Source organism: Aeromonas sobria (assembly GCF_006243315.1).
Lineage (GTDB): Bacteria > Pseudomonadota > Gammaproteobacteria > Enterobacterales > Aeromonadaceae > Aeromonas > Aeromonas sobria_A.
The window spans coordinates 1-15,592 of record NZ_NKWE01000060.1; the positions used below are offsets into that span (position 1 = coordinate 1).

Genomic DNA, 15,592 nt, shown 5'->3' on the forward strand with positions numbered 1-15,592 from the left:
CGGCCTGACAATGTGGGCAGCCACAGCATGCCGGTAACTGGGTATTGAGTGAGGTAATGGCGTGGGGCGCAGTGAGCTCCTGCCGGGCAACACGGCGTTGGCGCAGGGTAAGCTGTGGAAAGAGAGACAACAGGTGTTGAAAGGCTGGGGTATCCATGATGGTAGACCTCAAGGTGATGGCCTACTTCAAGCTTAGCCTTTCAACACATAATTGGGACAGAGCCATAAAAAAGAGGGCCGGTAGTGATACCGACCCTCTTTCTGTATCTGGCTTGGGGCGCTCAGTCCCCTTGCCATGGCAAGCGCTTATTGAATGCTCTTGCCGGCACGCACGTCCTTGATGAACCCCTTCAGGCTGGCCAGATCACGGGGGGCACCGCGCAGGATCTGATCACCGATGATGAAGGCCGGAGTACCGGAAATACCGAGCGCTTCAGCCAGCGCACGGTTGGTGCCGAGGTTCTGGTCAATGCTGCCATCCTTGATCTTGGCTTCCACCTTGCTCCAGTCAACACCGGCCGCCTGTGCCAACTGCTTGACCTGTGCGTCATCAGCGAGCGGGCCCTGATGGGTATAGAGCTTCTCGTGGAACGCCTGATACTTGTCAGGCTGGCCCAGTTGTACCGCCAAGGCAGCGCGGGCCGCAAGGTAGGAGGACTCGCTCAGAATGGGGAACTGCTTGTAGATGTAACGGATGTCTTTATCTTCCGCCATCAGCTGCTTGACCAGCGGATGGGCCCGCTTGCAGTAACCGCAGTTGTAATCAAAAAACTCCACCACCGTAAGCGAAGCCTTCGGATTACCCATCTCGGGATCATTATTGGCATAAAGCTGCTTGGAGTGAGCCTTGATCAGCGCCTTATCGCTTTCGGCCTGCTGGCTCTCCTGCTTGGCACGCAGGGCATTGGACATCTCGACCAGGATCTCCGGATTCTTGACCAGATAGTCACGAACGATTTGCTCGACATCACTTTTGGTCAGCTCGCTTGCATGTACCGGTGCAGCCAGCAGGGTCACGCCTGCCAGCGCGCAAAACAGGGCATTTTTAATAGTCATAACGTTATCTTGCAGAGGATATGATAGAGGCCACTATAGTGGTTGAGTCTGTTTTCAAGTCAAGTTATCTGGCCTAAAAAGCGCAGGTGGTACCCGCTTTGCCACTTTTTTATGTCATTTTGCGCAATTTACCAGCAATCAAACCAAGTGGGGATTTACAAGCCGGATCAGCATGGTAATATTCGCCGCACTGCTGCGGAGGGGTGGCAGAGCGGCTGAATGCACCGGTCTTGAAAACCGGCGATGGGTGACCATCCGTGGGTTCAAATCCCACCTCCTCCGCCATCTATATAGCCCAACTGATTGATTCGGTTGGGCTTTTTAGTATCTGTGATTTTTGGTATGCCAGTGAGTATGCCATTAGGTGTTGGCTGTCCTACCCCTTGATAGCACTCCCTTGGACAGGTCATTGCCACCACTCCTTTCAAATTACCCAAAACAAGAGAGGGCCTTCGGCCCTATCTGTCTTACTATCTACTCTGTATCTCTGCTATCAACACTGCTCGGTAGGTTATTTGCTACATCACGAAACGCTGACAGAGCAGCAAGCTTCTCGATAATTTCATGCTGCAGCCCATCATGTCATTTTGGCTAACTGGGGTGGCTAGATAACACTACATTCCGCTGAACCGTCATCTTGACTCAGGTACGGGGGTTTCCTTCCAAATGAATCATGTTCAAAAGGTGCCTGTCCGTGATGCTCGAAAATTTTTGAGCCATGTGTCGGGCCAGCGAATCACTGGCAGAGTGGATGGAGCTGTTCCATGGCGTGGCTACGCACTGCCTGAAGAACTACCTAGGTTGGCGCATGATGCTGGAACGTTACGAAAGGGGCGTAAATATCAAAGCGTGTTTGCATGAGGCACTGGGGCAACACGTAATCGGAACATAGCCAACGGCAAATCTTGAACCTAAAAAGCCCGCCGCGCAAGCGGGCTCAGATACTCCCCCCTGACTACACTTTGGCGTATTTCTCTGCGAACTTCTCATCAGACATACAGATGTATATCACGAACTCAATGAAGGCGATGACTGCCGGAATAAACGTCCAGCAAAAGATTAGATATAGAAACCCTTGCAGGGCCTTGCCAAGGTAAAACTTGTGAATACCAATCCCACCAAGGAAAAAAGCAAGTAGAGCGGCAGTAATCCGGCTCTTGCTTGCACCATATACTGCTCCACAATGGGGACATGATGTTGCTGTTTTGTGAATTTCCTTACCACACCCTCGACAAAAAACCATCTCTGACATATAAGCTCCATTTTTATATGAACATTATTTATAAAAGTTAAATCTCATACGATGATGTATGCTTATAAATATCGAAACACCATCTATCTATCCCACTCATCAGGAGTGCACCTTTCCAATCCATTCAATTTTAACACCGAATTTTTCATGCCCCAACATAATTGCTCTATGAACTATTCATGAAGCTTTTTCAATGGCAGTTGTCAGTCCTTACGTAGCATAAGGCTGTTGATATCCCATACCCAACGCTCACTAGGATTGCCGGGCAGTTCGAGAGTAAAACTGTTGCTATGGGAACTGAGCTTGCCTTGATCACTACAAGTGCCAAATACCTCAGACATCATCGTCAGAGAGTCTTTCCTGGTAATGACTAACTGATAGAGAACAGGACACGCCACCCCACCACTAAAAAGCTCAAGAAGTGCGGCTTTACCATCGGGTATTGCAAACTGGTGGGCCACATCAACCCCAGCATAACTGTCGTGATGAGTCAGTAGCTCACCATTGAGCAGCACATCAAAGTTCAATTCATCATTTTTGCGTACAGTAAATCCAGCCGATGCGTTTGCCAGCTTAGGCTGAAAATAGACACTCCCATTGGTGTAAGTCACCATAGAGCCATCAAATGCTACTTGAGTTCCCACAAGTTCCATTAGAGCAGTGTAATCCTCATCGTTGAACCATAGCTCCACAGCATCTTTCCCTGATACTTCGACCCAAAATTTCATGCTGGCATAGCTCAGTTTTCCGCTCAGAGTTGCAGGCACCTTGGTCTCAATCTCAAAAGTACCATCAGCAGCGAAGGTGGCCACCGAACCGGTTACCAAAACACTAAATAAAACTACGCGTAATACTTGGTTAAAAAAATGGATCATGATTTTCTCCATTGGTTTTGGGTAATCCCCGTTCACCTTTAGGGGCGTGATGACCCCTTCGCATAGGGACTCATAGATATTGGAATTCAGAACATGACCTCACTAATGGTCAAAGAGGCTAAGCATTTTTAAATTCAATTAAGTCATTGCAACTTCTTACAGTTTTCCAACCACATGACAGCATCAATTTTTCCATTTTGTAGATAACGCTGCTGGTTTGCCCAATGAGTTGCAAGAAATGGCCTAAGTCCATTCAGCTTTTTGTTAATTGTCAGCATTTGATTAAAAACTGATACTTGCTCTTTAATTGGGCCCTCACCATATATGGATGCAGACTCAACCAAACCACTGGCGTAATAGCCCGTAAGCTGGCTCAGTCGTTCTTTTTGCTCATCCAGCTTGGTCTTGCGAGCTGCGCAGTTTTGATCTGCTTTATCACTGCAGAGCAGCTCATAGTTGGAGCTAAGAAAATCCAAGAACTTGCCATCATCTTGTAACTTGGTGCAAAGAAAGGCACCGAGGTTAAGGCTGGCGCGAATCGACTGTGCACGCTCTTCCTGCTGCTTTTGGTTGCTAGCCCTGAGCTGGCCTTCCAGGTTTTTCAGTTTCTGCTTGAGCGCCTCATCGTCAACCCCGGAGGCCAGTGTATTCAGCTCGCTGACCGCATCCTTCTTATCACTGGCCTCCCCTGCCGGTTTGTTTGCTCCCAGTTGCCGCCAGCTGCTCTCGATGCTCTTGACTCGCTTGGTCGAGGTCATGGTGGGAGAAACTAGCACCAGTCGTAGTCCGGTACTCTTGCTGGTAAAGTGACGATCGTCATCGTAGTAACTCACCTCTTTGCGGGCCGCACTGCGCAAGGCGGCCTGCTCGGTAAGGTAATTTCCACCTCGTACCACATAACCACCTGCCTGACCATGCTGACGATCGAGCTTGTTGAGGTAGAAAGGTTCAAACATCATCTCGTCCACGTTGCCCAACATGTCGTGCAAGCCCAACGGGTTAGGAGCAAGCAGCCCCACCAGTTGCAAACGACCATTGGCTGACTGAGCCCCGGCAAACCATTCATGCTCTTTAAGGTCATTCATTGGATAACGAATATCACGAAACTCAGCGCTGTTGACCTTGAGCCCGCCACGAGCGGCAAATTCCCACTCGATTTCGGTCGGCAAGCGTACAAACCCCGCTTTACCATCTTCTTTGGGGATCTGGTCAGCGGCATGCTGTCGCAACCAAAGATTGTATTTATCGGTTGCCGCGACCCCATCAAACCAGCTTATGCCGCTCGCCGGCAGGCTAAGCTTCTTCGATGGTGTAGGGCAGGTATCTGCGGTAAGTGCCTGATATTGCAGCTGGCTCAGCTCATATTTAGCCATCAGGTAATAGCGGCCCTGCTCCTTAGCTGACTGAGTGAAACTACCGGCAATGAAAGCAGGATGAGTGTGCTCGACAAAGCCCCAGTCGCCGCCGTCTTGACCTACCTGAATGGGTAAGTCTTCCAGCGGGCCGCTGACTGGCACCTGCACTCGCCGAAAGGCCATGGATCCCTCGCATGGCATCGGCAGGATCACATCTTCTGCATCGGGTTTGGGATTGTAATTTTTCTCTGGCCATGGCTCAGCAAATGTACTACCGCTGGACAGGGCACATCCCATGATGATGAGCCGGGATAAGGTCTTCTTAGAGTTCACGCAGACTCTCCGCAGGTTGAATGGCAATGGCTCGTCGCGCGCCAATAATGGCCACCAGAATGGCTACCGTCAGGGCCAGAATTAGGGCCAATAAGCTATGAAATGGGGTGATCCGGCAGATCATCTGCTCGGTACTCTGGCTGCTAGCCAGCGTCCTATTAAACAATGCACTGCCGCTCAGATAGAGCAAAATGCCACCCCCATAGGCAAGCAGCGTCAGGATCACCCCCTGAAAGATGATGTAGAGGCCCACCGCCGGGCTGGTGAAACCGAGTAAGCGCAATACTGCAATGTGCTTGCGCTTGCGATCCACGTTCGCGAGGAAAGCGCCGATCAAGGAGGCAATACAGCCGATCAGCGCGGTGCCAGCGATGACGTTGAAGATGAGGCTAAGTACCCTGTTGATACTCTTTATGTTCTCGATATCTGCTAGCCTGCTCACTGTCTCGATGCGCTGCTGCTTGAGCCACAGATCAAGCGCCGCCACCTGGTCAATACTGTTGGCATAAATGCGGGCGCGAGCGAACATCGGCGGTTTGTCCGTTAACGGCAGACCTGTGCTGATCCCCAGCATAGGGATACGATAGCCATCACGAAAAGACTCCAGCGCCAGCAGCAAGGACTGCTGCACGAACAGGGCTGGACGGTTGAAATAAGTGGGCACTAATATCGCGCCCACTGTCAGGGTGCGCTCTCCCCATTCGCGTCGAGTGTCTAGCTGGCGCATGACGCGCAAGCGGATAGTGTCACCCTCACGGACAGCCAAGCGGCGCGCGGCCTCGGAGCTGAGGATCACCTCATCCTCTCCCCCCAGCTGCAATGCACCGAGCAGCGGGTCCCCAAGATCGGTCGGGATCACCTCCGCATTTTCAATGAAATGGCTCATATCTTTAAGCAAATCGGCTTGGGTATTGAGGGATCGGGTTTGGCCGATGGCAAAACCTACCTCCGATTTTTGCTGCAGGGCAGCGATCCATTCTGCTGAATAGTGGCCACTGCTCACCATGCGGATCTCCAGATTACGTGGATCTCTCGCAAGCTCCTGCTGCAACTGGCTTACCACCCCATAACGCAACCCAAACATCAGGAGTAAAGGGGCGATAACGGCCACCAGCGAGGAGATAATACAAAACGATACCGAGCGATCATGCCAAAGATCCTGCATGGCCAAGCGCAGCAGTAGTCCGCGTTTAGGAGAGCGCAAAATGAGTTTCTCCCCGCGTCAAATTAGCTTTGAGACAGGGCAAGCCAAACGTCTTGACCAGCCCCCAATCATGGGAGGCCACCAGCGCCGCGATGCCCCACTCTTGAACTAACTCGATAAAGAGCGCAAAGAGCAATCTCGCAGTGTGGGGATCAAGCGACGCGGTAGGCTCATCGGCCAGTAACAGCTTAGGTCGATGCGCTACCGCCCGCACAAAAGCAACTCGCTGGCGCTCCCCGATAGAAAGCTGGGCCGGTTTCTTGTGCAGCAATCCCGCCAACTTGAGGGTCTGGACGGCCCGCGTGAGTAACCGCTCATCTTCTGCGATACCCAGCAGTTGGCAGGGCAAGCGGATATTGTCTCTCACAGTCAAAAAGGGCAGCAAACCACCGCTTTGCAACATAAAGCCTATTCTGGCTGCGCGGATAGCGGCTAACGCCGCTTGATCGTTGGCCGCCAGCAAACGTGCAATATTGACCACTGCTGGAGTTGCATCAGAAAATTCCATCTCAAACCGCCCCACGCGGCTGGGAGTCAGTAACAGTCCAATCACCTCAAGCAGGGTGCTCTTGCCGCAGCCACTTTCCCCTGTCACGGCGACCACCTGCCCCAGAGGCAAGTTCAGTGAGGGCAAACAGACCCTGTGGGCCTGTTCACCGCTGCCCCGCACTATGCTCATAGCTTCGATACACAGCATCAGGGCATCATTTCCAGAGGAACCGGATAGACATGATCACGGGGATCGCTATCCTTGGCCAGCGCCACCCAGCGACTGACATCAGCATTGTAACGCTGGTAATGGCGCAACTTGGTCGCTAGGGTGCGGATAAACTTCTCCTGTGCCAACCCATCCCAACTCTTCCAGGTCTCCTCATCCAGATTGAGTACATCACTACGATAAGGCAAATCGGCAAGGTATTCCCCCATCACCCCCAGACTCGTGATGCTGGTATTATCCAACTGCTTGAGCTGATTGGGATCAGCCCCCATGGTTGCAGCCACCGAGCGCAAGCGCTCGAACATCTTGGCCGGTGAGATCATGCCTTCATTAGCCGCATCCAAAATCTGTTTCACCACATCGCTAAGATCACTAAGCTGGCCCTTGGTGAGCAGCACTCTGACCTCGGTGGTCGGGATATTCTGCTTGATCAGATCCCGGTCGCTGATCCAGGCCTCGAACACCAGGGGAGCCTGTGTTCCACTCTTCTTGCCGAGGTAGGAAAGCTGCATGGCATGACCGATTAGCGCAGTATCTTGCAGCAATTTTTGCTCCGGGGTGAGCGAATCATCCTCCGTGGCGTTACTGGCGCTGCCGATGGCAGGTTCGCCAAAGTAGGATGCTTTTACCTGCTCGGTGATGGCGGTAGCCAACGCATCAACCTTGTCACCAAACTCGTTTACATCGCCAGCATTGACCGGATAGTAAAGCGAGGTATTGGTACCACTGTAAGTCGATAGCTCCTGATATTGGCTCGCAGCCTTGGCGTGATCTTTCTTACCCGCCGCCGTTTTCAGGTGCAGGGTATATATCGCCACACCTGGGTTGGCAGCTTCCAAGCGGATTTGCTTGGCATCCAATCCTGTCGTAGAGAGCTTGTTATCCCCCTCTATCGCACCTGCATCGGTGATCAGCACCACATAACGGGCTCCAAAGTGGCTCCAGTCGACCTGGTCTATCGCCTGCATCACACCTGCATACGCATCCTCATTGAACAGCTTGCTCGAAACGGTCGCCTGCTTGAGATCGGCCACTTTTGTCAAAAAATCGGCACCATCTTTGATTTCATTAGGATCGGCATACATGCGGGTGGTGTATTCCAGACCAGGCACCGCCTGGGCGTTGGAGCGAAAGGAGATCATGCCAAATTTCACCTGCTGACCCAGATTTTCCTTGTTGATCCGCTCATAGACCTTGCGCACGGCCTCTCGAGTTCGCTCGATATAAGGCCCCATCGAGATGGTGGAATCCACCACGAACACCACAGCAGCATTGAACTCCTTGAGCTGGCTCACCTTGGCACTGGGTTCAACAGTGGCCGACTCGGCCTTGCTGACCGAGGCCACATTGAGCAAACGGGTGTAGAAACCATCCTCGGTCATGACCTCCTCACCACTGAGGATGGGTAACAGATAGAACTGTTGCTGCAGATCGACAAAGTACTCGGGTTCTTGCGCCAGCACCCCGCCAGCATTGCCCTGCTTCTTCAACGCGGCGCGCAGCGGTGCAACCTTGGCGACCGGATCCGCCGCCTCCAGAATCTGATTGAGCTGATCTCGCTCCTTGAAAAAAAGCAGGCGATCCCGGTTAGCCGGATTGGTGAAAGCCAGAGTCAGCTGCATCTTCCAATCCACAGTACAAGACTGGGGTAACCAACCGATGCTCTGGCCATAGCTGTCGGGGCCGACCTTTACCCAGCCGGCCCCCTTGGCATTGACCTGCTCATAGACATAGAAGCTACTGAAGGCTGGTTGCAGCACCCCAGACGTCTGACCCGCCTCGGCCACCAACTCGCAACCGGGGGTGGTCAATACTCGTTGATATAGGCTCTTTTTCCCCTCCTGTAACAATGGACGATGCTCCGATGTTGTCTCGGCCGCCGCCGCACCTGCGCCCCCCAACAGCAGCATGAGTACTGCCGCGCCGCGCAATGACCTAGTTGCTGCAATCACTTGCTTAACTCCTCATAGCGCTGTTTGGCCTCGCCATTGTCGGGCTCAACCTGAAGTACTGTGTCATACCAATAGGCTGCAGTGGCGTTATCAGCCTCTTTAAAGCAGTCGTTCGGCTGGTGGAACTTGGGATCATATTCACGAGCATAGGCTAGGGCCACCTTGCTATCTCCCCCCTGCGCACGGTTGGCATAAAGGCGTTGCGCCACACCACATTTCTGGGCTGACTTGGCGCTTTGGATCACCGCCAATAAGGTATCGGTTGGCGGCTGCTGTGCAATACAGGCCTGCACAAACTCCAATTCGCTCTTCGTCGCCAAATTAGCGGCACTGCAACCATCCTCCGTTGCCTCGCCGCTGGCTTCATTAACCACTGGTTCTGCCGCCACCGGTTCGACAGCCGTTGCAGCAATAGGATCGATCACTGGTGCAGTTGCTGAGCGGCTAAACCAGAAGATCAGGGCGCCAATCAGCAGCAACAGCACCACCCCACCTAGGATCAGCGGAGTCTTCGATTTAGGAGCAGCCGTAGTGGCCGCCAGTAAGGGCGTCTCCACCGGCACGGGCGCTGGTTCGATCTCGGGTTCCGCACGGAAGGCTGGCAGTTCAATCTCAACCGGCACCTCAACTGGAGCTAAATCTGGCACTGGAGGAGCATCAACCTCGGGTGAATTAATGACACTGCTGCCACCATATTCACCCACCTCGCCTCGAGCACTGGAGGGGAATACCGCCTCGCGTGCCACTTGCAAGGTGGTATGACGGATTTCACTAGAAGCCAGCTTGACGTTGATCTGAATTGGGCTTGAGTTGACCAACAAGGGATCCACGATCGCAGCACCCACCCGAAAACCGCTGCCGCTTTGTAGCGGATAACCGCCACTGATGCCAAACCAGTGGGGGGCGGGGCTCCACAGCCCCCCCTCTTGCAAATAGTTCTGCTGATTATTGAGAAGAGAAAATTCGAGCCCATCCACCAGCTCGGAGATGCCCCGCAACCGGATTAGTAGTTGGGCTTCACCCGGTACAGCGGGGTCGGTAGCAATTATTTTGGCTAGCATGGTGCTTACTCTTGTTTTAATTGATGGATGATCTGGCCCAGACGCTGATTCTGATCGTGAGAAATATCCCGTGTGGCGCTATGGCCCGCGTTATCTTGGGTGATCAGCACCAGGGAAGAGAGCCAATCCCCCAAATACGCCATGGCAGGATTGAGCGGAGTGGCAGGCAGGCAAGGTAACTCGTTTTGGCCTATTGCTGAACCACGGGCAAATAGCTTGCCCTTAGTGCCCGCAAAGCTGTGTGGTACCTTCTCTGGTGGCATGGCCAAAAAACCAAACCAAGCCACGAAATCGCGCAATATAAGCTGAGCCTTCATCACTTGCCGTGCAAGCTGTTGTTCTCGCCGCACCCCCGCCTGCTCCTGACCAGCCAGGGTTCGTTTCAACGTTCCCTCCAGATCCAGACGGTTAGCCGCAGTGACTAACTCTTCAGTAAGTAAGTCTATCAATTCGGTCTCGATACCGAGCTGAGCCAGCAGGGTTTTCCGGGTGGGCAGATCCCGCAAATGAGCGACCCATGCCTTGAATGCCTCACGGGCGAAGCCATCATCCTGGCCTACCCGCTCTTCAGCCTTGGCGGCTGTGTTCACCACGGCGACATCAGCCTGATCGAAAGGATTGCTCGCAAATGGGCTGCTATCAAAAGTACTAGCGCCAAAGGGCGTCTGCCCAAACGGGTTCGCCGGGCTACTGCCATAAGGAGAGATTGCGGTGGCTTCTCCCCCATCATCCTTGGGGACATCCTCACGAATACTAAGGTAGATATTGCTCAGTTCCGCTGAGGGCAGATCCAGCTGGCTAATCAGCTCACCGAGGGAGTTAACACGGGCGCCAAGCCCAGTCCAAAGCTGCTTGCCTATCTCCCGCTTTTTCGCCAGCTGGCCGTCACCATCTTGCTCATACCAGCGCCCCAGCAGTTGTTCCGCCAGCTCTTTGCGCTTGGCGTCGAGCTGCTGCTGGAGTCGATCAAGCTTGAATTCAAGATGTGCCACCCCCCTCAGCTCTTGTCCAAGCAGGGCCATACCACCATCATTGAGCGACAGCATCGCCGTCCACGCAGCTTCGGGATCAGCCAAATGTTGCGCAACACCTTTTCCTGCAACAAAAGAGGTCGCCATCTGTTGCAAGACATCAGCATATTGCGGTGCGACAGCCACTTCTCGCCCACCGTCTATGCTCAAGAAAGGGACCGGCATGCCAGGCTTGCGTACCAAGAAACAGTTGTTAAATGGGCGCCCCGGAGCCCACTCCTGGATCCACTCATATTGGCCAAAACGTTCCAGCAGGGTTTGCTGCATCAGGCCATCCCAGCCTTCCTTGAGCTGAGCAGATGTCAGGTTAAGCCCGCTATTGATCCGTATATCAAACATGGTCAACGCCCAAAACAAACCTGGTTTGCGGCTCTGCCGCTCACTGGCACACTTGCCCTGGGTCTTTTCTACCCAGCGCGTCAACACGGGCCCCACACTGGTCACATCACTCTGCTTGGCGGCGCTGGCACAAACCACCAAGGCATTCATCTCCTGATTATCGGTATAACGCTCGAACAAATACGCGACCTTGCCACGTAGCAGTAGCTGAGAAATAGGACTACCACCTGCGCTGGCTGCCTCTTCCAGTTTACTAATCGCGAGGCGACCTCGGTAGCCGGGGAAATCGAGTAGATCCACCTGTTCCACCAAGCTACCCGCCGCCCCCTCGACCATGGGAAAGATCAACTCGGTGGTCAGGGCTGCCAGCTGGGCCTGGGCAATCGAGGCTGGCATGTGCCGACCGTCAGCCCCCAAGAAACAGATCTCGACTGTTCTGTCCTCGACTGAACCCAACAAGCCGAGACTGTCCACATTCATGATGCTGACGCTGCCGTTACTTTGATTCAACAGGCAATCAAGAGGTGCGTAAACGGTCTTGGCGTGGTCCAGTCTGGCAAGGCTGGTTGCCAAGTTACGATAAATCTCAGTCAGCTCGGTTTGCTCGCCCCATAGCAGGGAGAACAACTCTGCCCGCTCAGCGGGCATCAGTGTGGGTGCCAGTTGTAATACCCGTGGCCAATAGCCATGCTCGAGCTTTTCCACCGACTTCCTAAAACTGCCGTTCAAATAGTCCCACAGGGCCACCACATCATCACGGCTGACACCATTGTTGGCGACCGGGTTGATGAGGCGATGCTCAAACGGCTGCAACCGGGCCTCGATACGCGCCTCATCGAGCTGATAGCTCAGCAGCTCGTGGTTGAAATCGTTGAACCAGGTGTTGGCCAGGATCTTGGCTAAGTCAATCTCGCTAAACAGCTGTAAGGGCACTGGGTAATTCACCGGAGCTGCGGTTTTGGCGCGGGTAAACCTCGTGACCAGACCTGTAGCCTCTTTGCCGCCGCCCACAGGGTTCACCTCTTTGATGAAGTCAACCTTATGCTCCCCATAGCACCCCTCCAGCGCACCATTACCTCCGGCTGCCAAGGCTGATATCAGATAGGATTTACCCGCTTGGGAAATGCCGAAAAAACCCACCGTCATGGGGGTCCCCGCCACTCGCTTGAGGCTGTGGGCCACATTGCGAGCCCGATGCAAACTGAGGTTAAGCTTATCCGCCTCATTATCGAGCCGGTGGGAGTCATGGCGCACTACATCGACCCAACCAAGTGCATCTTGGGCGCTGCGCTCGATTGTCGCCCAACCCTGACTTAAGGTCTCCTGTTGAGGCTTCATTGTTGTTTTACACTCCCGCTATCTAACCAGTGTCTGCTATCTATGAGTCCGGCATCTGGCATGGTGTTGAGTTCCAGCTCCAGATCCCGCCTATTGAATGTTTTGTCAGTATTGCTACCCACCTCGCTGACTATCAGCTTGTCACTGATAAGCCCCAATGCTCTGGCCCGGTTATCCTTGCCAATGGCCAGCTTGACCTCCAGATAGGGTGAGCTGCCATCCAAAGACTTAGCCTGGGTATATTTGGCTCGCCCCTCATCACTGAAACGCAAGGTATAGAAGGGGGCTGCGGTCCAGCGTTCAGCATCAAGCTGGCGATAGCCTAGACGCAAGTCACCGCGCATGATCCAGACTGGGGTATCAGTCTCTTCACTGCCAACCTTAGGCAGCCGGATCTGACCTTCGTACGACTGAATATCACGGTAGGTCACATCGTGATCGCGGATGATATTTTGCAGATCGATGATCCCCATATGGCGAATGGTGGAGTAAGGCTTGAGCGCTGCAGTGCGGAAATGGAAGTTAGGAATACTGTGATTGGCACACAGTAAGGTGATCATGGCACCCACCGAGGCAGTACTCTTTGGATCATCAATTTGGCCATTCTTGTGGAACGGATACCAAGTGCCAGTATGATAGCCATGCAGCGGCAAAATGCGTCCCGGCGGTAATGGCAGACACATCCGAATGAAGGCCTGAATACCCGGTAGCAAGGAGGGGCGCCCGGTTAGCAGCAGCATGTCGCAATGGTAGTTAGCCATAACCTCACACAGCGCGGTCAACACCTTGCAGATGTTGAAACGACCAGACAGCAGTGCCTGATGCACTTGTGCCAAATTGAAGGTGATGGGCACCTCGCGTAGCTTGAAGTCACTGCCGCCGCCCGCTTTTTGCACCTCCCGCTGTACAAACGCTTCTACCGCCGCACTGATGTTATTAGCTGGCACCAAGTCGCCATAACGCAGGCTCTCGCTCACGTTCGCACCTAAGCCCTGCGGATCGTACTGTTCATAGCGACCCAGTAAATCAAGGGCTATCGGGACAAATACCTGTAAGTTGAGTTGCTGGCGCAGCACAGCTTCCGCCGCGCTCACGTTATTGGCACCACAAAGCTGCGACATGAGGGTATCAACCGAGCCAACACCACTCTGTTTGAACGAGGTTTCCAGCGCAGGCAGCACCAACAGCTGGATAACATCGAGCAGCACATCGTCCCCCGCTATCTTGAAACTGTCGCGAAAGCGCTGCTGTGGCACGATATGGGCATTGACACCAGCCCCCTGTTGCCCGCTGCGATCGAGAGCATAATCGGTGATGACCAGATCCGTGGTGCCGCCCCCAATATCGATGGAGGCTAGCGTAATACTCTCACGGTTCTTTCTATCGGGGCGGCCCAGCACGGCAAAAAACTCCTCCGGATGACCGGCAAAGTTCTGGTTTATCTCGGTATAGAGATAGACCAGCTGAGCACAGGAGGCCTCATCCCACTCCACTCGGACGCGGGGCAATGGCACTTGGATATTATCCTGTACATCCCCATCTTCCTGGCGAAGATAAGGGTCTTGTTCCCCCTGATGCCAGCGCAGCGCCTTCCACACCAACCCCACGGCCTGGTGCATCCGTTCATCAAGAATACAGCGTTCGGCCATCGGCATGCCGGGCGGCACAGTGAGAATGATATTGCGCAACTGACGCGGAATACCTGCATGCCCCTGGCGAGTTCGCTGCGCCGGGCTGTTGATCTGGGTCAGCGCCTGGGTCAATACCTCTGCCAGCATAAAGGTCATCAGGGCACTGCGCGAGTAGCGGGGCGTAAACACCGGGATGCGATCCATCTCATCCTCTATGGTGTGCAGCGCTTCCCCTTTTTCATTGATAAGGTTCGCAAAAGGGGCCGCCGTTGCCAGCGAATGGGTATCGTGCTGCTGATAAGCCGAGTTGAAGCGCCAGCCCTGACCATAGAATTTTTCATCCCACAGGTAGCGCTTCGGGCTAGATAGACCTGTCGACCCTTCACTGCCGCGACGGCGGCTGGCCAAACGGCCAGCCTCATTGCCGATCCGGGCTATGGTCGGCCATTGAAATGCATCATGGCGACCACTGCGAACCGAGCAGTGATCCTTGCCAAAGAAGGCCTGAGAAAATTCGATGCGACTCTCGAAGGGCTGGCTATATACCTGTTCAGGGGCGTTTAGATCCCGCAGTTGCAACACATAGTTGTGCATCAGGCCAGAACCGGACTGACCATGATCCTCAATCAAAATGCCGCAGGTACGAGAGTTACCCACATCGAGTACCAGATCCACCGGGATCGGCTTGATGGCATTGGTCTCGCCGTTAGCGATGATCCGAAATTGCGGTATCTCGACCCTTGGCGGCTCTTTGCTTTGCTGATCAGCGACCGGCTTCGCCAACAAGGAGAGCAGATTAAGGTAATGTGCAACTGGGTATTGTTGCTGTATCTCGCTATCCCGTTCCTCTCTATCACGCCCTTGGCTTGCATCATTAAAGACCTCAAGCAGCCACTCTTTTAGCCAAGGCTGGGTCAAATACCAACCAAGGGCATAGGTCGAGGTGGCAAGTTGGAAGGTGGCCCCTGCACTGACATCTTCTTGATTGGGCCCCAGATCGGCTGAGCCGTGCAACTTGGCCATGATCCGGGTATCAAAAGCCAGAGTCAGACGATGGGTATGGCCATCCAAGTCCGGCTCTTGCAGTTTGACCAACCGAAAACGTGCCCAGTTGATCGGTCCCTCGTTGTAGAAATGGGGAGAATTAAACCGGAACAGCGGCAGCGGTAGCCAGATCCCGTCTAGCAACTCGAGACTGCTCTTAAGTGCGATATCATACTTCGCGCGCGCCTTTTCGATGGCGTCGGGCCCTGGCTGGAAGAAATGGAAATCCTTCTCTTCGTTGTACAGCAGACGAGTGAGCACGCCGCTGGCCAGCTCAACAAACTCACCTGCCTGCTCGCGCCCCAGCGTCAGACCGAAATCCATAAACTGGATTCCGGAATCACCCACCAGGGTGACCTGACGATCAAATGGTTTTATTTCTGGCAACATGATTATCTCTTCC

At 53.8% G+C, this 15,592-nt stretch carries 10 protein-coding genes, 1 tRNA gene and 2 pseudogenes; 2 read left to right on the plus strand and 11 right to left on the minus strand.

The window, feature by feature from the left end:
• Both CF137_RS18615 and CF137_RS18620 read right to left on the minus strand, forming a co-directional pair.
• Positions 1–157, minus strand: a pseudogene (locus CF137_RS18615) (IS1595 family transposase); the annotation flags it as partial.
• Positions 158–306: 149 nt separating this feature from the next.
• Positions 307–1,056 (minus strand): DsbA family protein, encoded by a 750-nt coding sequence (locus tag CF137_RS18620; RefSeq protein ID WP_101346179.1) that lies wholly within the window; start codon positions 1,054–1,056, stop codon positions 307–309.
• Between the two features lie 197 nt (positions 1,057–1,253).
• On the opposite strand from CF137_RS18620, the gene CF137_RS18625 reads away from it, so the two are divergent.
• A tRNA-Ser gene (locus CF137_RS18625) sits at positions 1,254–1,341 on the plus strand.
• A 454-nt stretch (positions 1,342–1,795) separates the two neighbouring features.
• Positions 1,796–1,948: pseudogene (locus tag CF137_RS18630) on the plus strand (IS1595 family transposase); the annotation flags it as partial.
• A gap of 63 nt (positions 1,949–2,011) precedes the next feature.
• Here CF137_RS18630 and CF137_RS18635 read toward each other — a convergent pair.
• From CF137_RS18635 to CF137_RS18675, 9 genes are all read right to left on the minus strand, one after another.
• Positions 2,012–2,308: a TM2 domain-containing protein gene (locus CF137_RS18635; protein ID WP_139442931.1), complete on the minus strand. Its 297-nt coding sequence runs from the start codon at positions 2,306–2,308 to the stop codon at positions 2,012–2,014.
• Between the two features lie 203 nt (positions 2,309–2,511).
• Positions 2,512–3,183 (minus strand): hypothetical protein, encoded by a 672-nt coding sequence (locus tag CF137_RS18640; protein ID WP_234879800.1) that lies wholly within the window; start codon positions 3,181–3,183, stop codon positions 2,512–2,514.
• A 143-nt stretch (positions 3,184–3,326) separates the two neighbouring features.
• Positions 3,327–4,871 (minus strand): formylglycine-generating enzyme family protein, encoded by a 1,545-nt coding sequence (locus CF137_RS18645; protein ID WP_139442928.1) that lies wholly within the window; start codon positions 4,869–4,871, stop codon positions 3,327–3,329.
• On the minus strand, positions 4,861–6,075 hold the full coding sequence (locus tag CF137_RS18650) for an ABC transporter permease (RefSeq protein ID WP_234879799.1): 1,215 nt from the start codon (positions 6,073–6,075) through the stop codon (positions 4,861–4,863). Before CF137_RS18650 ends, CF137_RS18645 begins: the two co-directional genes overlap by 11 nt.
• Positions 6,062–6,772 carry an ABC transporter ATP-binding protein gene (locus tag CF137_RS18655; RefSeq protein WP_139442926.1) on the minus strand — a complete coding sequence of 237 codons (711 nt, stop codon included), beginning with the start codon at positions 6,770–6,772 and terminating at the stop codon, positions 6,062–6,064. Before CF137_RS18655 ends, CF137_RS18650 begins: the two co-directional genes overlap by 14 nt.
• Positions 6,772–8,745: a vWA domain-containing protein gene (locus tag CF137_RS18660; protein ID WP_234879797.1), complete on the minus strand. Its 1,974-nt coding sequence runs from the start codon at positions 8,743–8,745 to the stop codon at positions 6,772–6,774. The genes CF137_RS18655 and CF137_RS18660 overlap by 1 nt, the downstream gene beginning before the upstream one ends.
• A complete protein-coding gene (locus CF137_RS18665; RefSeq protein WP_139442925.1) occupies positions 8,742–9,806 on the minus strand; it encodes a hypothetical protein in 1,065 nt (354 codons plus the stop codon). The genes CF137_RS18660 and CF137_RS18665 overlap by 4 nt, the downstream gene beginning before the upstream one ends.
• Before the next feature lie 5 nt (positions 9,807–9,811).
• Positions 9,812–12,514, minus strand: coding sequence for a putative virulence factor (locus CF137_RS18670; RefSeq protein WP_139442923.1), 2,703 nt, complete (start codon positions 12,512–12,514; stop codon positions 9,812–9,814).
• Positions 12,511–15,579 (minus strand): virulence factor SrfB, encoded by a 3,069-nt coding sequence (locus CF137_RS18675; protein WP_139442921.1) that lies wholly within the window; start codon positions 15,577–15,579, stop codon positions 12,511–12,513. Before CF137_RS18675 ends, CF137_RS18670 begins: the two co-directional genes overlap by 4 nt.
• Positions 15,580–15,592 lie beyond the last annotated feature (13 nt).

Excerpts from the sequence above, each read along its gene's own strand:
- CF137_RS18620 (WP_101346179.1), bottom strand. The coding sequence starts at position 1,056 with ATGACTATTAAAAATGCCCTGTTTTGCGCGCTGGCAGGCGTGACCCTG.
- CF137_RS18635 (WP_139442931.1), bottom strand. The coding sequence starts at position 2,308 with ATGTCAGAGATGGTTTTTTGTCGAGGGTGTGGTAAGGAAATTCACAAA.
- CF137_RS18640 (WP_234879800.1), bottom strand. The coding sequence starts at position 3,183 with ATGATCCATTTTTTTAACCAAGTATTACGCGTAGTTTTATTTAGTGTT.
- CF137_RS18655 (WP_139442926.1), bottom strand. The coding sequence starts at position 6,772 with ATGCTGTGTATCGAAGCTATGAGCATAGTGCGGGGCAGCGGTGAACAG.
- CF137_RS18665 (WP_139442925.1), bottom strand. The coding sequence starts at position 9,806 with ATGCTAGCCAAAATAATTGCTACCGACCCCGCTGTACCGGGTGAAGCC.
- CF137_RS18670 (WP_139442923.1), bottom strand. The coding sequence starts at position 12,514 with ATGAAGCCTCAACAGGAGACCTTAAGTCAGGGTTGGGCGACAATCGAG.
- CF137_RS18675 (WP_139442921.1), bottom strand. The coding sequence starts at position 15,579 with ATGTTGCCAGAAATAAAACCATTTGATCGTCAGGTCACCCTGGTGGGT.